The organism is Pseudoduganella sp. HUAS MS19, from assembly GCF_053615455.1.
Window position 1 is genome coordinate 863098 of record NZ_CM132133.1, and the last position, 19189, is coordinate 882286.

Annotated in this window: 19 protein-coding genes; 16 read left to right on the forward strand and 3 right to left on the reverse strand. The window is 59.3% G+C overall.

The window, feature by feature from the left end; genetic code table 11:
- The first annotated feature begins 26 nt into the window (after positions 1-26).
- The 12 genes from tuf (at position 27) to creD (ending at position 13493) form a co-directional block, all read left to right on the forward strand.
- Positions 27-1217 carry an elongation factor Tu gene (gene tuf, locus ACWBU6_RS03950; protein WP_452647506.1) on the forward strand — a complete coding sequence of 397 codons (1191 nt, stop codon included), beginning with the start codon at positions 27-29 and terminating at the stop codon, positions 1215-1217.
- Positions 1218-1338: 121 nt separating this feature from the next.
- A complete protein-coding gene (rpsJ, locus tag ACWBU6_RS03955; protein ID WP_028101676.1) occupies positions 1339-1656 on the forward strand; it encodes a 30S ribosomal protein S10 in 318 nt (105 codons plus the stop codon).
- 482 nt (positions 1657-2138) lie between these two features.
- Positions 2139-3533, forward strand: coding sequence for a group II intron reverse transcriptase/maturase (gene ltrA, locus ACWBU6_RS03960; RefSeq protein WP_452646893.1), 1395 nt, complete (start codon positions 2139-2141; stop codon positions 3531-3533).
- A gap of 481 nt (positions 3534-4014) precedes the next feature.
- Positions 4015-4629, forward strand: a complete 615-nt coding sequence (locus tag ACWBU6_RS03965) for a DUF3267 domain-containing protein (protein WP_452647567.1) — start codon at positions 4015-4017, stop codon at positions 4627-4629.
- A 21-nt stretch (positions 4630-4650) separates the two neighbouring features.
- Positions 4651-5070, forward strand: coding sequence for a hypothetical protein (locus ACWBU6_RS03970; protein ID WP_452647568.1), 420 nt, complete (start codon positions 4651-4653; stop codon positions 5068-5070).
- 51 nt (positions 5071-5121) lie between these two features.
- Positions 5122-6588, forward strand: a complete 1467-nt coding sequence (locus ACWBU6_RS03975; protein ID WP_452647569.1) for an HlyD family secretion protein — start codon at positions 5122-5124, stop codon at positions 6586-6588.
- A gap of 11 nt (positions 6589-6599) precedes the next feature.
- Positions 6600-8747 carry a peptidase domain-containing ABC transporter gene (locus ACWBU6_RS03980; protein WP_452647570.1) on the forward strand — a complete coding sequence of 716 codons (2148 nt, stop codon included), beginning with the start codon at positions 6600-6602 and terminating at the stop codon, positions 8745-8747.
- 158 nt (positions 8748-8905) lie between these two features.
- On the forward strand, positions 8906-9631 hold the full coding sequence (creB, locus tag ACWBU6_RS03985; RefSeq protein WP_452647571.1) for a two-component system response regulator CreB: 726 nt from the start codon (positions 8906-8908) through the stop codon (positions 9629-9631).
- On the forward strand, positions 9628-11013 hold the full coding sequence (gene creC / locus ACWBU6_RS03990; RefSeq protein WP_452647572.1) for a two-component system sensor histidine kinase CreC: 1386 nt from the start codon (positions 9628-9630) through the stop codon (positions 11011-11013). The genes creB and creC overlap by 4 nt, the downstream gene beginning before the upstream one ends.
- Positions 11014-11018: 5 nt before the next feature.
- Positions 11019-11660, forward strand: coding sequence for a hypothetical protein (locus tag ACWBU6_RS03995; protein WP_452647573.1), 642 nt, complete (start codon positions 11019-11021; stop codon positions 11658-11660).
- Between the two features lie 79 nt (positions 11661-11739).
- On the forward strand, positions 11740-12063 hold the full coding sequence (locus tag ACWBU6_RS04000; RefSeq protein WP_452647574.1) for a hypothetical protein: 324 nt from the start codon (positions 11740-11742) through the stop codon (positions 12061-12063).
- Between the two features lie 65 nt (positions 12064-12128).
- Positions 12129-13493, forward strand: coding sequence for a cell envelope integrity protein CreD (creD, locus tag ACWBU6_RS04005; protein ID WP_452647575.1), 1365 nt, complete (start codon positions 12129-12131; stop codon positions 13491-13493).
- Between the two features lie 410 nt (positions 13494-13903).
- Here the strand turns inward: creD and ACWBU6_RS04010 are convergent, their stop codons facing one another.
- The 3 genes from ACWBU6_RS04010 to ACWBU6_RS04020 form a co-directional block, all read right to left on the reverse strand.
- Complete coding sequence (locus ACWBU6_RS04010) at positions 13904-14275, reverse strand: DUF2784 domain-containing protein (RefSeq protein ID WP_452647576.1); 372 nt, start codon at positions 14273-14275, stop codon at positions 13904-13906.
- Between the two features lie 83 nt (positions 14276-14358).
- A complete protein-coding gene (locus ACWBU6_RS04015) occupies positions 14359-15723 on the reverse strand; it encodes a family 43 glycosylhydrolase (RefSeq protein ID WP_452647577.1) in 1365 nt (454 codons plus the stop codon).
- Between the two features lie 78 nt (positions 15724-15801).
- Positions 15802-16536, reverse strand: coding sequence for a PEP-CTERM sorting domain-containing protein (locus ACWBU6_RS04020; protein WP_452647578.1), 735 nt, complete (start codon positions 16534-16536; stop codon positions 15802-15804).
- A gap of 225 nt (positions 16537-16761) precedes the next feature.
- Here ACWBU6_RS04020 and rplC point away from each other — a divergent pair, with 225 nt between their 5' ends.
- From rplC to rplB, 4 genes are read left to right on the forward strand one after another with little or no spacing between them, the layout of a single operon-like run.
- Positions 16762-17418 carry a 50S ribosomal protein L3 gene (rplC, locus tag ACWBU6_RS04025; RefSeq protein ID WP_055937618.1) on the forward strand — a complete coding sequence of 219 codons (657 nt, stop codon included), beginning with the start codon at positions 16762-16764 and terminating at the stop codon, positions 17416-17418.
- A 3-nt stretch (positions 17419-17421) separates the two neighbouring features.
- Positions 17422-18042 carry a 50S ribosomal protein L4 gene (rplD, locus tag ACWBU6_RS04030; protein WP_130315953.1) on the forward strand — a complete coding sequence of 207 codons (621 nt, stop codon included), beginning with the start codon at positions 17422-17424 and terminating at the stop codon, positions 18040-18042.
- The gene (gene rplW / locus ACWBU6_RS04035; RefSeq protein WP_057264745.1) at positions 18039-18356 is read left to right on the forward strand and encodes a 50S ribosomal protein L23; all 318 of its coding nucleotides are present in this window, start codon (positions 18039-18041) and stop codon (positions 18354-18356) included. The genes rplD and rplW overlap by 4 nt, the downstream gene beginning before the upstream one ends.
- A complete protein-coding gene (gene rplB / locus ACWBU6_RS04040; protein WP_452647579.1) occupies positions 18356-19183 on the forward strand; it encodes a 50S ribosomal protein L2 in 828 nt (275 codons plus the stop codon). Before rplW ends, rplB begins: the two co-directional genes overlap by 1 nt.
- The last annotated feature ends 6 nt before the right edge of the window (positions 19184-19189 follow it).

The following is a 19189-nucleotide window of genomic DNA, read 5'->3' on the forward strand; positions in this document are numbered from 1 at the left end:
ATCTAAAGTTCTGAGGAAGAATTAAAATGGCAAAAGAAAAGTTCGAGCGGACTAAACCGCACGTGAACGTTGGCACCATCGGTCACGTTGACCACGGCAAAACCACCCTGACCGCTGCGATCGCGACCGTCCTGTCGAAGAAATTCGGCGGCGAAGCGAAAGCTTACGACCAGATCGACGCTGCTCCAGAAGAAAAAGCACGCGGCATTACCATCAACACCGCTCACGTCGAGTACGAGACCGCAACCCGTCACTACGCTCACGTTGACTGCCCAGGCCACGCCGACTACATCAAGAACATGATTACCGGTGCTGCGCAGATGGACGGCGCGATCCTGGTTTGCTCCGCAGCTGACGGCCCAATGCCACAGACCCGCGAACACATCCTGCTGGCACGTCAGGTTGGCGTTCCATACATCATCGTGTTCCTGAACAAGTGCGACCTGGTGGACGACGCAGAACTGCTGGAACTGGTCGAAATGGAAGTGCGCGAGCTGCTGTCCAAGTACGAGTTCCCAGGCGACGACCTGCCAATCATCAAGGGTTCGGCACGTATGGCGCTGGAAGGCCAGGCTGGCGAAATGGGCGAAGACTGCATCATGCGTCTGGCCGATGCGCTGGATTCCTACATCCCAACCCCAGAGCGCGCTGTTGACGGCACCTTCCTGATGCCAGTGGAAGACGTGTTCTCGATCTCCGGCCGTGGTACCGTGGTGACCGGTCGTGTTGAGCGCGGCATCATCAAAGTCGGCGAAGAAATCGAAATCGTTGGTATCACCGACACCGTCAAGACCACCTGCACCGGCGTGGAAATGTTCCGCAAGCTGCTGGACCAGGGTCAGGCAGGCGACAACGTTGGTCTGCTGCTGCGCGGCACCAAGCGTGAAGACGTTCAGCGTGGTCAGGTTCTGGCCAAGCCAGGCTCGATCAAGCCGCACGCTCACTTCACCGGCGAGATCTACGTTCTGTCGAAAGATGAAGGCGGCCGTCACACCCCGTTCTTCAACAACTACCGTCCACAGTTCTACTTCCGTACCACCGACGTGACCGGCTCCATCGAGCTGCCAGCGGACAAAGAAATGGTTATGCCAGGCGACAACGTCTCCATCACCGTGAAGCTGATCTCCCCGATCGCTATGGAAGAAGGCCTGCGTTTCGCAATCCGTGAAGGCGGCCGTACCGTCGGCGCCGGCGTGGTTGCCAAGATCATCGACTAATTTATTAGTCCCCTGATCTGAATCTAGCGGGCCGGCATGTGCTATCATGTCGGCCCGTCGTAGTATTTACATACATTGCCGGAAACATATTGTTGCCGGTTCGTTCTTTTAAGGAATAAGCATGTCCGCTCCAAACCAAAAGATCCGTATCCGCCTGAAGGCTTTCGACTACAAGCTGATCGACCAGTCCGCCCTGGAAATCGTTGACACCGCCAAGCGCACCGGCGCCGTGGTAAAAGGCCCAGTTCCTCTGCCAACCCGTATCCAGCGTTACGACGTGCTGCGTTCCCCGCACGTGAACAAGACTTCCCGTGACCAGTTCGAAATCCGTACCCACCAGCGCCTGATGGACATCGTGGACCCAACCGACAAGACTGTTGACGCCCTGATGAAGCTGGACCTGCCAGCTGGCGTGGACGTCGAAATCAAACTGCAGTAATCGATTTCGTCGCAAGACATCGAAAAGGCCCGCATCTGCGGGCCTTTTTTATGGTGCGCCCGGCAGGGCGCACCTACTTGGAGGTGAAAGTCCTCTGCTCGCCCGACAAGGGGAAGAGCTAGCGGAAGGCAAGGGTGTCGCGGGCGACTGCGAATCTGGAGGAAGCCGGAAGCAAAGCGCTGGCCTGACGAACAGGAAGCGGATACGAGGCGGCGCAGCCGGGTGAGGTGTCCATAATCACCAAAGCCCAAAACTTGTACGGAAGGCGGCGACGTAGATCCGACAGGCATAAGCGTGAAGGTAGGTGCGCAATACCCGGGGAGATCTGCACATGTGCCACTGTGCTACCGGCATCGTGAGGTGACGGGATGCATGTGCAGAAGTCAGCCGAGGGCATAGTAGGTCGAGACAAGGACGAGGAGTCCGCAGAGCTTGGCCGAAGGCCTGAACATTCAACAACGCGAGTAGGACATTCGACCTCGATGCGAACCGATGAAACAGCAAGGCAGGCAACTGCGCCAGTGACGGGGGAAAGCGGCCGGATGTCGCTGGGGGCCGTCCCTGGAGTCGAGGAATGCACGGCGGCGAATAGGCGAACGAAAGCGGAAGGACTGCGGCAGATGGACGCCGTGGTCGAACGTAACAACCTCTGGCGAGCGTATGAGCGGGTCATGCGAAACAAGGGAGCGGCGGGAGTCGATGGACTCGTGCTTGCCGACTTCAAGGCATGGCTGCGACAGCACTGGCCAGCTGTCAGGACAGCGCTGCTCAAGGGCGAGTACATGCCGATGGCGGTTCGCAAAGTAGAAATACCGAAGCCAAACGGCGGGGTACGACTGCTGGGCATCCCCACGGTAATGGACCGCTTGATTCAGCAGGCGCTGCTGCAAGTTCTGCAGCCGCAGTTTGAACCTGGATTCTCCGAACACAGCTATGGCTTTCGTCCTGGCCGTAATGCGTGGCAAGCAGTAATGCAAGCGCAAAGCTATGTCAGGGAGGGCCGCCGCTGGGTGGTCGACGTTGACTTGGAGAAGTTCTTCGACCGTGTGAACCACGACATCCTGATGTCGCGCGTTGCACGCAAGGTCAAGGACGAACGGGTTCTGAAACTGATCCGGCGCTACCTCGAAGCGGGACTGATGGAAGGCGGTGTCGTCAGCGCGAGAACTGAGGGGACGCCGCAGGGCGGACCACTGTCGCCGCTGCTGTCGAACATCCTGCTGACCGATCTGGACCGTGAACTGGAGCGCCGGGGCCACCGGTTCTGCCGCTATGCCGACGACTGCAATATCTATGTCGGAAGCGAGTTGGCAGGGCAGCGTGTGATGGATGCGATGACTGGCTACCTCGAGCATAAGCTCAAGCTCAAGGTAAACAAGGACAAGAGCGCCGTTGCACGGCCTTGGGAAAGGAAGTTCCTCGGCTACAGCTTTACATGGCACAAACAGGGGCGTCTGAAAATCGCGGCGGCAAGCCTGAAGCGATTGAAAGACAAGGTGAGGGAAATCGTGGTCGGGAACGTATCTCGCAACCTGGCTACGACGATCCACGAGCTGAACCCGGTGCTGCGAGGCTGGATATCGTACTTCCGACTGACTGAGGTAAAGGGCGTGCTGGAGGACCTGGACGGGTGGATAAGGCGCAGGCTGCGCTGCATTTTATGGAGGCAGTGGAAGCGTCCGGCGACCCGTATCAGAAAGCTGCAAGCGAAGGGGCTGGACGCGAAGCGTGCGTGGAAGTCGGCAAACAACGGACGTGGCCCCTGGTGGAACGCCGGCGCGAGCCATATGAACGCCGCCTACCCGAAGAAGCACTTCGATGCACTAGGGTTGGTTTCGCTGCTCGCTACACGGCAGCGCTTCCAGTTTATTGAATGAACCGCCGTATGCGGAACCGCACGTACGGTGGTGTGAGAGGGCGGCGGGAGTAACTCCGCCCCCTACTCGATCGGTCGCACGAAAACCGGTTGGATGGTGGCGGCCCAGGAGGTATTGTTCGCGCCTGAGCCTGTTCCAGAGCAGTTTTCTGAGAGCGATGCATGAGGGGAATTGGCGGTAATGCATCGACATTGTCAATAGTGTCATGTTGTGTTTTGTCAACACTATTTCGATAATCCCAAGAGTTATTGACGTTTGTGTAATGCCCTGTAAAAATGTTGTCACGTCACAATAATGTGACGTTATTTATTTTTTGAGGAAATTATGCAAGAGCTGAATGCAGTTGAAGTTGAAGAAGTATCCGGTGGTGTGTTGTTTGTAGCCCTGCTGGCGTTTGATGTGGCGATTATTGCATACGACGCCTACCTGATCAGCAAGCTCTAAGCATGTGATTCGCTGCCAATTGGCAGCAGAAGGTATCATGGGTGCGATTACTCCCGCATCCATGATATTCAGTAGTTGCAAATATATGAAATTCTTATCGAAAATTCCCCCGCCTGACCTTCCCCCAGCACGACCACAAGGCAGCATCCGGCTAAATTCGCGCCAGGTCCAACTGTATACTCTTGCCGTTGGATTGCTAACGGTGCCGGCGGTTTACTTGGCATGGCGCCTCGCCTTTGGGCCAAACCAGATATTGGGAATATTCGACCGACCAAGCTGGGTGTTCATTGGCGCGACAATCGGTATCTTGCTGGCCCATGAATTGGCGCATTTGCTTGCCCATCCAGCGATGGGCTTCAGTCCCAATTCGTTCATCGGCTTTGACCGAAAGTTTTTTGTCTTTTTTGTAGGGTGCCATGGCGCGCAATCAAAATGGCGATATATAGTCATGGCCATGATGCCGATAATATTGCTGACATTGCTGCCTTTTGGCGTGGCGATATTTTATCCAGTCTACATACCGGAACTGGCATGGTGTTCCATATTTAACATGGCTGGGGCAGGAACGGATCTATTTGTAGCAGTTTCAGTGATCGTAAAAATGCCAAAAGATTGCATTATTCAGGGTTCAGTATTCGGCTATCAGAACTAACAGCCCATATCAAATTTTTCTATGGCAAATATGCATCCTGATTTGGAAATTCTGCACGCTCGAATCAAAGCAGTAAGAATGGAGTTTCTGGGTAAGGTCAAACTCAGTTTGGCAATTATTGGCGCAGTGACTTTGGCACTGCGGTTTGGGGGCGGCCTGGTGAATGGGCACGGCATGCAGTTGCTTATCGGCGGGCTGCAGGCCGCAGCAGTCTGCTTCGCCCTTTATGCACTACTACTGCTACGCCCTAGCTGCAAAGCATTCCTGCAATTCCGCGTGCCGCCGGCGCATGCCGCAGCTTTAGAGCAGGCGTTGTCGCTGCATACTTGGACCGAGCTGAATGCAATAGTCGCAACGTCCGGCGCAACGGAGATGCAAGTTGGGCATTTGCTTGCTATGTCCAGCAGCACAGACCAATATCAGGAGCGTGTGCGGCCTTGACCGTTTCCGATAAACAGAATCTGAACGTAATGGTAGTCGAAGAAGGGTCGGGTGATTGGGCTACTTTGGCTGGCATATCGATCACCCAGATGTGCCCTACTCCTTAGCTGGAATGTCCACGCCGGCTTAGCTGCATTTGTTCGTCATTCTACTTCCCGATTCAAACTGCCCCATCTTCGGTGGCTTCCATGCTTATTTCATTTTTCCTTCGCCGTGCGTGACGATCTTTCAAACACCCAAGAATCCGTAGCACCTTCTGCCAGCGCCACACCACTATTCCGCACCCAGGCGATCGAATATTTGAACGTGCGCCAGTATGGTACGGTGCTGCTGACTCATCCGGTCAGCCATAAGCTACTGACCGCGTGGTTTGCCTTGTTGGCCGCCGGCATCGTGATTTTCTTCATCTTGTTCAGCACAACGCGCAAAGCCGAATGTCAAGGCGTATTGTTGCCAAGTGCCGGCGCGCTGCGTATCGTCCCGATTCAGGCCGGCACTATCGTGCAAGCCAAGGTAAAGGAGGGCCAGCAAGTCAAGGCCGGCGATGTGCTGTTCGTCTTGTCCAGTGAGCGCAGCAGCACCAAGGCTGACCAAGCCCAGGAAGTCATCACCAAACTGCTCGAAAGCCGGCGCGACAGCTACGCCACTGAGCTCAAGCAATCGCGCCTGCAGGCGCAGCAGCGACTGGCTGCCGCCCGCGACAAGGAGGCCGATTTCGCCAACGAGGGCGCGCACCTGGAGGAGCAATACCGGCTGCAGCAAAACCGCGTCGCGCTCTCTGAGCAATCGCTCAAGCGCTATGCCGATCTGCAGGCGCAGAACTATATTTCGGCCGCCCAACTGCAAGAAAGGCAGGCTGAGCTGCTGGACCAGCGTCAGCGACTGGCCGATATCCTACGTGCGCAAGCATCGGCCAAGCGCAACTCGACCGAAGCCAAAGCCGCAATCCGCGACCTGGAAATCCAGGCCGGGCGCGAAGCCGAGGCGCTGCAGCGCAATTCCGATGCCGTTAAGCAAGATATCGTTGAAAACGAGGCGCGCCGGGAAATCCTGATCCGCGCTCCGGCCGATGGCACGGTGGCCGCCATCGCGGCCGTCAGCGGTCAGGCTGTGACTGCCGGTGCCACGCTGGCTTCGCTGCTGCCATCGGGCTCGCTGCTGGAGGCTGAGGTTTACGCGCCATCACGCGCAATCGGTTTCATCAAGCCGGGCATGCCAGTGCTACTCCGTTATCAGGCGTATCCGTACCAGAAGTTCGGTCAGCATTCAGCCGTCGTCAGCGAAGTGGCCAGTGCGGCATTAACGCCGCAGGAACTAGACATGCCGGGCGCGAACAGCCGCACCGCCGAGCCGATGTACCGCATCCGCCTCAAGCTAAGCCAGCAGTCCGTGCGCGCGTATGGGCAGCCGATCCCGCTCAAGTCCGGCATGCTGGTCGATGCCAGCATCGTGCTCGAGCATCGCAAACTATATGAATGGGTGTTGGAACCCTTGTTCAGCATTTCCGGCCGTCTTTGAATTCCATTGCCATGCAAGTACCATTCCTGACCAATATCCAATTTTGGCGTTCACGCCACCTGCCAGTCGTGCTGCAGACTGAGTCGGCCGAATGCGGCCTGGCTTGCCTGTCTATGGTGTGCAGCTACTGGGGTCATAAGACCGACATCGCGAGTATGCGGCGCCGCTTTTCCGTCTCGCTCAAGGGCGTCACTCTAAAAAGCTTGATGGCGATGGCGACCGGCGTCGGCCTGACGCCTCGCCCACTCAAGCTGGGCCTGGAGCATGTGCACGAACTAAAGCTGCCGTGCATCCTGCACTGGGATATGAATCATTTCGTCGTGCTCAAATCGCTGACGCGCAGCCACGTCGTCATCCACGACCCGGCGGTAGGTGAGCGGCGCGTACCGTTGGAAGAGTTTTCCAAGCATTTCACCGGTGTTGCCCTGGAGCTAACGCCGGGTTCGGAGTTCAAGAAAGGCGAGGAACTGCAGCAATTCTCGCTGGTCTCGCTGATGGGGCGCGTGATTGGCTTGAAGCGGGGTTTGGCGCAAATCCTGTTGTTGGGCCTGGCGCTGCAAGTGTGTGCGTTGGTGGCGCCGTTCTATATGCAATGGCTGGTCGATGAAGCACTACTGGCGGCCGACCGCGACTTGATCACGGTGCTGGGCGTAGGTTTTCTGCTGCTGGTGCTGCTGCAGACGAGCATAGGCGGTGTGCGCTCCTGGATCACCACCGTCATCGCGACCAACCTGAACATTCAGTGGCTGGGCAATACCTTCTCCCATTTGATGAAGCTGCCCCTGCCATACTTCGAAAAGCGCCATACCGGCGACATCGTTTCTCGCTTTGGCTCAATCCAGACTATACAGCGCAGCCTGACGACGCAATTCGTTGAAGGCATGATTGATGGCGTGCTCGTGCTCACCACCTTCATCATGATGCTGCTGTACAGCGCAAAGCTGGCGGGCGTGACATGCATCGCTACCCTGCTGTATGTGCTGATGCGCTGGGTAATTTTCCGCGCACTGCGCGAAGCGACGGCCGAGCAAATCATCCATGCCTCCAAGCAGTCGACGCACTTCATGGAATCGGTGCGTGGCATCCAGAGTATCCGACTGTTCGGGCGTAACGATGAGCGCCGTGCAGGATGGCTCAATGCGCTGGCCGATCAGTTCAATGCCGATTTGCGCATCGCGAAGTTGTCGGTGTCATACCAGACAGCCAACACTTTCTTGTTTAGCGCTGAGAGGGTTATTGTGGTTTGGCTAGCGGCGCTGCTGGTGTTGGCCGGCGAATTCTCGGTCGGCATGCTGTTCGCGTTCATTTCCTACAAGGACCAGTTCAGCCAGCGCATTGCCAGCCTGGTCGACAAGCTGTTTGAATTCCGGATGCTGCGGCTGCATGGCGAGCGCGTGGCCGACATCATCCTGGCCGAGACGGAGGTGGTTCGCAACGATACCGAAATCGATGTTACGCAGATCATGCCGAGCATTGAATTCCGCGACATCAGCTTCCGCTATTCCGACAGCGAACCCTTGGTACTTGCCAACTTGAACCTGACCATCCCAGCCGGCGAATGCATTGCCATCACAGGCCCATCGGGCTGTGGCAAGACCACCTTGATGAAGCTGATGCTTGGATTGTTGGAGCCGACCGAAGGCCACATTCTAGTGGGCGGCGTCAAGCTGAATAGCCTTGGTCTGGCCAACTACCGCGAAATGCTGGGCACGGTGATGCAGGACGATAGCCTGTTTGCTGGCTCGATCCAGGATAATATCGCCTTCTTCGACCCCAACCCTAACCAGGAGCGCATCCAGCATTGCGCTCAACTGGCGGCCATTCATCCCGAAATCGCGGCCATGCCAATGGCTTATCACACCTTGATTGGGGACATTGGCAGTGGTCTGTCGGGTGGGCAGAAGCAGCGTATCCTTCTGGCGCGCGCCTTGTACAAGAACCCGCGCATCTTGGTCTTGGACGAGGCGACCAGCCACCTTGATGTGTGGAACGAAGGCGTCGTCAATAAGGCGATCAAACAACTGGCCTTGACGCGCGTGATGGTCGCACACAGGCCGGAGACCATTTCCATGGCTGATCGCGTCGTGATTCTGCAGCAAGGTAAGATCGTGCAGGACGTCAAGGCTTCGGAAAGGCAGGCTCCAGCGAAGATGGCCTGATACATTTCGGAGCTGCCAAGCGAGCAACAGCGCGACAAGGTGCAAGATGCGGTCAAGGCGCTGGAAGACAGCCGGAAAAAAGGCGAAAGAAGCCGCCGACAAGGCTACAGGCGACGAGGGCCGGCAAAACCGAAGCTAGGCGCGTTATACTGCCGCGCATGAGCGACAAGACCATCCTGATCGTCGAAGACGAACAAGCCATTGCCGACAGTATTGCCTTCGCCCTCGGCAAGGAGGGCTTCACCCCGCACCATGTAATGCTGGGCGAGACGGCGCTGCTTGCGGCGCGCGAGCTGGCGCCGGCGCTGGTGATCCTCGATGTCGGCCTGCCCGATATCAGCGGCCTGGATGTGTGCCGCCGCTTGCGCCAGTTCAGCGAGACGCCGGTGATTTTCCTCACTGCCCGCAGCGATGAGATCGACCGCATCGTCGGCCTCGAGATCGGCGCCGACGACTACGTCACCAAGCCTTTCTCGCCGCGCGAACTGGTGGCGCGCGTGCGTGTGATCCTGCGCCGTGCCGGCAACGGCGCCACGCCTGGCGCGCCGGCCACCGTGCCTGTTGCACCGCCTGCGCCGCCCGCGCCGCGCACACCGGCTTTCGAACTGCGCGCCGCCGAAGCGCGCATCCTGTTTGCCGGCCAGCCGCTCGACCTGACCCGCTACGAGTACCTGCTGCTGAAGACCCTGGTCGAGCATCCCGGCCACGTGATGTCGCGCGCCCAGCTGATGGACCGCGTCTGGTGTGACGCCCCCGAAACCCTGGACCGCACGGTGGACGCCCACGTGAAATCCCTGCGCGCCAAGCTGCGCGCCATCGACGACAGCGCCGACCCGATCCAGACCCATCGCGGCATGGGCTACAGCCTGCAGACCGGCGCATGAAGATTGGCCTGCGCATCCTGCTTGGCTACTTCCTGATCGTCGGCCTGGCAGCCTGGTTCCTGCTCAACGTCTTCGTGCAGGAAGTCAAACCCGGCGCCCGCTCCACGCTGGAAGCGGCCATGAATGACACTGCGCAGTTGCTGGCCCGGCTGGTCGCCGACGATGTGAAGGAGGGGGCTTCCGATGCCGCTTTGCTGGCAAGGATCGCTGCCGCCAGCCGCAATACCGACTACCGCATCACCATCACCGACGCTCAAGGCATCGTGCGCTTCGACTCCGCCGGCAAAGCCGTGGGCAAGGACTATTCGCGCTGGAACGACGTCTACCTTACCTTGCGCGGCCAATATGGCGCGCGCATGACAAGCGAAGTGCCGCGCGACTATAGCTCCCTGGGCATGTACGTCGCCGCGCCGGTGCGCGACGGCGACCGAACCATTGGCGTGCTGACGATCTCCAAGCCGATCTCCAGCGTGCAAGGCTTCATCGAGCGCAGCCAGCGCAAGATCCTGAAATGGGGCATTGTGCTGCTTGGCCTGTCGCTGCTGATCGGCGTTGCGATCACCTGGCGCATGGCCAGCACCGTCAACAAACTGATGGTCTTCGTGGAAGACGTGCAGGCCGGTCGCAAGGCAGTCATGCCCAAGCTGGGCAGCAGCGAGATCAGCACCCTCGGCCACGCGCTGGAAGCCATGCGCGCCAAGCTGGAAGGCAAGGACTATGTCGAAACGCTGATGCACACGCTGACCCATGAGTTGAAAAGCCCGATCGCCGCCATCCAGGCCACGGCCGAGCTGCTGGAGGAGGACATGCCGCCTGAACAGCGCCGCCAGTTCCTGTCGACCATCCAGGCCCAGAACGCCCGCCAGCGCGACCTGATCGACAAGCTGCTGGCACTGGTGCGCGTGGAAAAGCAGCAGCGCATCGACGACGCTGCGCCGCTTGACATTGCAGGCCTGTTGCAAGACGTGGCAGGCGATTTTCAGGGCCGTCTGGCCGCGTGCTCGCTTCAGCTCGATATAGACGCTCCGCCGCAACTGCAGCTACTGGGCGACCGCCTGCTGCTGCGTCAGGCGCTTGGCAACCTGCTTGACAATGCCATCAGCTTCGCGCCGCGCGGCAGCCGCATCACGATGTCCGCGCGCGGCGAGGGCGGCATGTTGGAGATCGTGGTCGCCGATAACGGCCCCGGCATACCGGGCTACGCGCTGGAACGCGTATTCGAACGCTTCTACTCGCTGCCGCGTCCGGATGCACCGAAGAGCACCGGCCTCGGGCTGCCTTTTGTACGAGAAGTGGTAACGCTGCATGGCGGCACGGCGCAGGTTGTCAATGAGTCCAACACCGGATGCCGCGCCATCGTGCGTCTGCCACAAAAATTGTAGGATGCATGCGCAAGTTATTGCCGCCCAGTCAAACGGACATTATTTTGACAAACTTGGTGCATGGAAGTCATTTAATGAAGCGGTCGGGAGTCGGTCTATTGCTTGCATCGGCGCTGTTGCCGGGTTGTGTATCGTTTTATCAGCAGCCTGCCGCAGGCGAAAAGTCGGCGCAGCTGGCGGCGCGCATGCCGGCAGAGACAAGGGACTTTCTGGCAAGGACAAGTACAGCATTAGTAGAGATTTCCGGTTTCGCCGACGCGAAATGTACTCCTGGCACCGGTAATGGCCGGGTGCTTGTCTTGGCCACCACGTGGGGCGAAATCAAGAACGCAAGACTTGCTGCCGGGCGACGCCTGTACCTGCAGATCTATCGGAATGAAACCGACTTCAAGACATTGAACGGTCCGCAGAATGCGTTGAATGCTGTGCTGAAAACCCCGGGAAAGCCAATACTCGAAATGCAGGTGACTACCAGGGAATGTGTCCGGGTGGTGAGCTTTGAGCCCGAGGCGGGGAAGTCGTATGACTTGCTGGTGGATGGCGCTCCGGATGGTTGCGAGGTATCGCTGGCAGACGTTAGCACCGCTATGGCGCCGCCAGACTTCCAGGAGCACGCGGTCAAAGGAGCTTGCATACCAAGCCGGTGATCGCGCTTCACGCAGAACGCATTGCCAACACATGAACGCTCCCTACACTGGCGCAATTTGCGCAATTGACGGAGCTCTTGTGAAACGAAGATCTATCTACCTTGTACTGGGGCTGTTGGTACTGGCGCTCCTCGCTGCCAGCATCTGGGTATGGGAACGCAATGGCGCCTACGGCTTCAATGTCCTGAAGCGGCGTGGCGGAACCTACTGGACACAGATGGGCACCGACGATGCGAGGCTGCCACCATCGATGCGCCAAGCACTCAAAGATATGGTGCCGGCAGTTTCCGCGGGCCAGTTCTATTGGCGCGAGTTCGAACCGGGTTTCGCAAGCCACCTGGGCCATGCCAGTCGTGCTGACGGTCGAGCGCGCGCCCTGAAAAAACGCGATGGCTTCACATAGGGCGCATCGTCCCTGCACATCGGTTTTCTACACTGGCGCAACCATAACAACAGGAAGCACCCACCATGCAAAAGAAACTTCTTTTCAAAGCCCTGCTCGTCGGCATCCTGATGCTGCTGCTCGGCGTGCCGCTGGCCATGATCCAGTCCACTATCAGCGACCGCATCTCCTACCGCGACGAAGCTGCGCGCAGCATCGCTGCCGATTCGGTGGGCGAGCAGCATATCTATGGGCCGGTGCTGGTCATGCCATATAGTGAGGTATATGCCGTCGAAGAAAAGGATAAGGACGGCAAGCCGGAGACAAAGCGTTACCGCAAGCAATCGCAGCACCTGGTATTTCCCAACCAGCTCGAAGTCCTGTCGAACCTCGGCACCGAGCGCCGCCACCGCGGCATCCATCAGGTGTTGATGTTCAACGGCGCGCACAAGATCAACGGCGATTTCATCGTGCCTGAAGTGGCCGAGCTGCCGCACACGGAGAGCGGCTCGCAGATCACGCCGGAACGCCCCTACATTGCGCTGGCCGTGGCCGACGTGCGCGGCGTGCGTGACATCCCGCGCCTGGTTTGGGGCACCCGCAGCTTTGAATTCGAACAGGGCTCCGGCCTGCGTTCCTCGCGCCAAGGCTTGCACGCCAAGCTGCCGATGGAGGATGCGGTGCCAGGCCAGGTCAAGTTCAGCTTCAACCTGAATCTGGCGGGGATGGATAGCCAGGCCTTTGTGCCGCTGGCGCGCAATAACCGCTTCGTCATGTCTTCGTCCTGGCCGCACCCGCAGTTCAGCGGACGCTTCCTGCCGGAGCAGTACAATCTTGACGAGAAGGGTTTCCAGGCTGTGTGGCGCATTTCCTCGCTGGCCAGCGAAGCCCAGGCGCAGCTCCGCCAGCGCGAACAGTCGGCCGGGCAGGGCGAACATGCCCAGCCTGCACTGGACACCATCCAGGCCGCGTTCATCGAGCCGGTCAACGTGTACTCGATGGCAGACCGCGCCACCAAGTACGGCCTGCTGTTCGTGGCACTGACCTTCGCCGCCTTCTTCCTGTTTGAAGTGATGAAGCGCTTGCCGATCCACCCGGTGCAGTACCTGCTGGTGGGCTTGGCCCTGGCGCTGTTCTTCCTGCTGCTGGTCAGCCTGTCTGAGCACTACAACTTCGTCGCGTCCTACCTTGCCGCCAGCGCCGCCTGCATCGTGCTGATCGCTTACTACCTGATGCACGTACTGCATGACTGGAAGCGCGGCCTGGGCTTCGGCGCCGCACTGTGTGCCTTGTACGGCATCCTGTTCGGCCTGCTCAATTCGGAGAACAATGCCCTGATGCTGGGCGCCATCCTGCTGTTTGCCGTGCTGGCAGCCATCATGGTCGCCACCCGCAAGGTGGACTGGTACAACCTGAATAGCCCGGCACCTGTGCCGGTGGAGCAAGCGTGATGCTGCCGGGCGGCTTGCTGGCGCCCTCCCTCGCCGAGGGCGCGCAACTGATGGTGTTGTCCGGCTACACGGCCGGCCAGCCCGCGGGCCCGGTGCGCGTGGTGCTGGACCAGCGTGGTGCACGGGTAGTGCTGGTGCTGGCCAGCTACGAAACGGTGGCGTGGCAGCTCGACGTGCGCCCCGGCACGGAACTGCTTGGCGTGATCGTTAGCGCATACCGCGAGGTCGCCATAGCTGGCCACGGGACGTCGCCGGCCTACCGGTTGGCGCTGCCGTGCGCCCCGACGGCTGGCAGTGCCGCCTACATGGACCTGATGCAAGTCCTGCAAGCGAGGCTGGGGCGCAGCCGGCCCGATGCCTTCCGTGGCTATGTCCGCCTGCCGGAGCAGGTGGCATTCGCTTCGTGCGCGTTAGCGGCAGGCGCGACGGTGGCGCAACCACAGCCAGGCATACAGCAAAAGGTTCACGCCCAGTACGATGCCCGCCAATATGTACTGCAAGGTGGGCGTCAGGCCGGCAGGGTAGAGCACAGGCAGCAGGTAATGCTCGATGAATCCGTCCGCATAGCCTTGCTGGCCTGCGCGCACGCGTAAATCGTTTTCCAGGTAGGTGAGCGGGCAGATCGCGCCCATCAGTTCGATGCCGATGGCCCACAGCGCCGCCGGCAAATGGATGCGCACCAGACGCGGCCAGCGCAACGCCAGGACCGCACCTAACAGCGCGAACAGGATGAAGGCGAGATGCAGCAGCAGGACTGCATCGGCAGCGAGGCGAAATAGCATGACTGCATTCTACGCCCGCGCTCCGGACGAGCCCGTGGCAACCTTGGGGTCTGACCCCAAGGTTGCCACGGGCGCGGCTGTCGTTATGGGCGGGTGAAGCTCCATTGCTGGTTGCTGCCATTCGTCAGCGGCCATTGGATGATTTGCGCGTTTTCGGCCGTGCTCTTGTTTTGCACATCCATCACGTAGCCGCTCAGCAGGTTCTTGACCGTGTACCAGCCGCTGGCGGGGCTGGCGAAACTCCAGTGCTGGCCGTTGCCGGCCCAGTAGGACCATTGCGCGATATTGGTGCCGGCTGTGGTGGAGTTTTCCCAGTTGTCCAGGCTGCGCAGGCTGCCGGCGTTGATGATGCTGTATTGGCCGTCGCCATGCCCGATCACATACCATTGCTGGTGCTTGGCGCCACTGTAGCTTTGCTGCTGCACCATGGCGCCGTTGCTGCCGGAGGCATTGGCGACCGCAAGCGCCTTGCCGCTCAGGCGCGACTTGATCACGTAGGGACCGTCGCTCATGCCGCCGCAGCCGGCAAAGTTGCTGAAGTTGCGCGTCAGCGCTGGCCAGCCGCCGCTGTAGCTCATGCGCAGGATGTCGAGCTTGGCATTGCCGCCGTCGTTCAGGTCGTAGTAGTGGACCGAGGTGAAATTGCAGCCATCCTGCTTCAGTACGCCGATATGGCCGGGACCTTTGTATTTGCCGTCCACGTTCGGCAGTACGGTGCGGGTGCCGGAGTAGGGGCCGGTAATGCTGGTGGCGCGCTGCACTTCAACGTAATAGCTGCTGTTAGAACCCTTGCAGCAGGCGCCGCGGTTGACGAACAGGTAATAATAGCCACCGTCGCGCGTGATGTAGGGCGCTTCGATGTCCTGGCCGCTGCCGCCCCAGATCCTGCTGACGTTGCCGGCCAGCTTGCCGGTCGACTGGTTGATCTCCGCCACGCCGATGCCACCGAAGAAGGAGCCGTAGCTCATGTACACCTTGCCGTCGTGGTCGCGGTACAGGGCGGGGTCGATGGCGTTGATCTCGCTGGCGCCGCCAAACGACTCGACCACGATGCCGAGGTCGGTCCAGGCCGGGTTCTTCAGCGAGGGTGTGCGTGCGACCCCGATCGCCGAGCTGGAAGTGCCGAAGGTCGAGACCGAGTAGTAAATATAGTAGTACCCGTTCATGTGGATCACGTCGGGCGCCCAGAACGAGCCGCTGAAATTGGGGATCTTGTTGGCGATCCAACCCGGATAGGTGCTGAACACCGGTCCCGGGCCGCCCTGCCAGGTAATCAGGTCGGTCGAGGTGGAATACCAGATCCCGGTGCCGGTGGTGAAGTTGAAATACGTGTCGCCGTCCTTGGTGATGGTGCCCGGGTCGTGGGCATTTTGCAGTCCGGCGAGGGTGATGGCCTGCGCCGCCAGGGCGGGCAGGCACAGGCAGAGTATTGCCAGCAATTTCTTCATGAAGTCTCCTTATGGTTATAGGGCGCTCTGGCCCATCACCACATTAGGAGTACTTGCTGTCGGCTACCAATGAGTTTTTCAGGCGCTGCGATACCGTTTCCGGCATGCTCCCAACAGGCCGAGTCCGCCAAACAGCATGCCCCAGCCGGCCGGTTCCGGTACCGGCGAGGGCGGGATGGCGCTCACCGACAGTTGCGTGTGCCACAGCAGTTGCTGGTTGCTGTCGGTGCTGTTGGTCCAACTCACCGAAAAGTGGTCGGTATAGCCATCGGGATCGTCGGCCAGGTGGGTGGTGCGCCCATAATCGTTGCGGCATTCGCCTGGCGTCAGGTCGAGGCAAATGCCGACTGCCCCGGTGCTGAAGGCTTGGCCGCTGGTGCTGTTCTCGAATTCCAGCGCAAGCTGGCCGCTGACGGTGAAGCTGGCGCCCGGTGCCAGGTAAATGAAGGTGCTGGTCCACAGGTCGGTATTGCCCCAGCGCCAGGGCGCGTCGCTGTCGACCATGGAGACAGACAGGCTGCCGCCGCCGCCCAGGGCGTCCCAGCTGCCGCGGGTCAGGGAACCGCCGTGGCTGGCCGAGCTGGCCAACGGTTCCCAGCTCGCGGTGTGGCTGTCGTTGTCGGAAACGGAGTGATCGTTGCTGACATTGATAATGCGCGATTCCATTTCCCAGTTACCGGGCTGGAAAGCGACATTGCCGCTGGTCTGGATTTGCAGCTGGTCCAGGCTCAGGGTGGCGCCGACAGTGCCGGCGCGGGCAGGGGAAATGGCCATCAGGGCGGCCAGGACAGCAGGAATTGCCAGTTTAACCATGCTTACCTCCTTGCGCGAAGGTGGCAATCTTAACGGGTAGTTAATTTGCGGCGGCGCTCGCTTGCCGGCGGTCAAAACATTTGACATACCTCGTACAAAGCTGTTGCGTCAAGGGGGAAATATCGGTACACTAGCCGGCTTCGGTATGGGTTCGTCTTTTTTGCCCGTATCATTTTTTGTAGTTAAACAAAGCCCCGCCCAATCGTAGGTGGGAATGGAGAAAAAATGAGCCTTGGCCTCCTCGGTCGCAAGGTTGGTATGATGCGCATCTTCACCGATGACGGGGACTCGATCCCAGTCACCGTGTTGGACGTATCGAACAACCGTGTTGCGCAAATCAAAACTCCTGAAGTGGATGGTTATTCCGCTGTTCAGGTTGTCTTCGGTCAGCGTCGCGCATCCCGCGTGACTAAAGCTGCTGCCGGTCACTACGCTAAAGCAGGTGTTGAAGCTGGTTCCTTCATCAAGGAATTCCGCGTTGACGCAGCTAAAGCAAACGAACTGAAAGCCGGTGAAGTTATCGCCGCTTCCCTGTTCGAAGTCGGTCAGAAGATCGACGTGCAAGGTGTGTCGATTGGTAAGGGCTATGCCGGTACCATCAAGCGTCACAACTTCGCATCGGGTCGTCAAACCCACGGTAACTCCCGTTCGCACAACGTACCAGGTTCCATCGGTATGGCGCAGGATCCAGGCCGTGTGTTCCCAGGTAAGCGCATGACCGGTCACATGGGCGACGTCACCGTCACCACCCAGAATCTGGAAATCGCTCGTATCGACGCTGATCGCCAGCTGCTGCTGGTGAAGGGTGCAGTACCAGGCGCGAAAAACGGCCAGGTTGTTGTATCGCCAGCTGTTAAAGTTAAAGCAAAGAAGGGAGCTTAATCGATGGAACTGAAGCTCTTGAACGCGCAAGGTCAAGTTGCGTCGAACGTAGCCGCCGCTGACACCGTCTTCGGCCGTGACTACAACGAAGCACTGATCCACCAAGTCGTCGTTGCTTACGCTGCTAACGCACGTAGCGGTAACCGCAAGCAAAAAGACCGTGAAGAAGTCCACCACACGACCAAGAAGCCATGGCGCCAAAAAGGCACCGGCCGTGCTCGTGCTGGTATGTCCTCCTCCCCGCTGTGGCGCGGTGGTGGTCGCATCTTCCCGAACTCCCCTGACGAGAACTTCTCGCACAAGGTCAACAAGAAGATGTATCGCGCAGGTATCTGCTCGATCCTGTCCCAGCTGGCCCGCGAAGAGCGTCTGGTTGTGATCGAAGACCTGTCGATCGAAGCCCCTAAGACCAAGCTGCTGTCGCAAAAGCTGACCGGCATGGGTCTGGATTCGGTCCTGATCGTTACCGACACCATCCAGGAAAACCTGGAACTGGCTTCCCGCAACCTGCCGAACGTGCTGGTTGTCGAGCCGCGTCACGCTGACCCAATGTCCCTGGTCTTCTACAAGAAGGTCCTGGTCACCAAGGCAGCTCTGGCACAGATTGAGGAGATGCTGGCATGAGCGCAGTTATCAAACACAGCGAAGAGCGCCTGATGAAGGTGCTGCTGGCTCCGGTCATTTCCGAAAAAGCCACCATGGTTGCGGAAAAGAACGAACAGATCGTGTTCCTGGTTTCCAAGGATGCGACCAAGCCAGAAATCAAGGCCGCCGTTGAACTGCTGTTCAAGGTTGAAGTGGAATCGGTGCAGACCGTGAACCGCGAAGGTAAGGTCAAGCGTTCCGGCCGTTTCATCGGTCGCCGCAACCACACCAAGCGTGCTTTCGTGTGCCTGAAGCCAGGCCAGGAAATCAATTTCACCGAGGAGGCTAAATAATGGCACTCGTTAAGATGAAGCCAACCTCCCCAGGCCGTCGCGGCATGGTGAAGGTTGTGAACAGCGACCTGTACAAAGGTCGTCCGTTCGCCGCCCTGCTGGAAAAGAAGTCCAAGACTGCTGGCCGTAACAACAACGGTCACATCACCACCCGCCACATCGGCGGTGGCCACAAGCACCACTACCGTGTTGTGGACTTCAAGCGCACCAAGGACGGCATCCCTGCGAAAGTGGAACGTATCGAATACGATCCAAACCGTACCGCACACATCGCCCTGCTGTGCTACGCCGACGGCGAGCGCAAGTACATCATCGCCCCGAAAGGCGTTGCTGTTGGCGACACCCTGCTGAACGGTTCGGAAGCGCCGATCAAGGCCGGTAACTGCCTGCCAATCCGCAACATCCCAGTCGGCACCAACATCCACTGCGTGGAAATGCTGCCAGGTAAAGGCGCCCAGATGGCCCGTACCGCTGGTGCCGTTGTGGTCCTGATGGCCCGTGAAGGTACCTACGCCCAGGTTCGCCTGCGCTCCGGCGAAGTGCGCCGCGTGCACATCGAGTGCCGCGCCACCATCGGCGAAGTCGGCAATGCTGAGCACAGCCTGCGCAAGATCGGTAAAGCTGGTGCGATGCGCTGGCGCGGTGTTCGCCCAACCGTCCGCGGTGTGGTGATGAACCCGATCGACCACCCGCACGGTGGTGGTGAAGGCCGTACCGCAGCTGGTCGTCATCCAGTATCGCCATGGGGCCAGCAGACCAAGGGTAAGAAGACTCGCTCGAACAAGCGTACTTCTTCGATGATCGTCTCTCGCCGCGGCAAGAAATAAGGATAA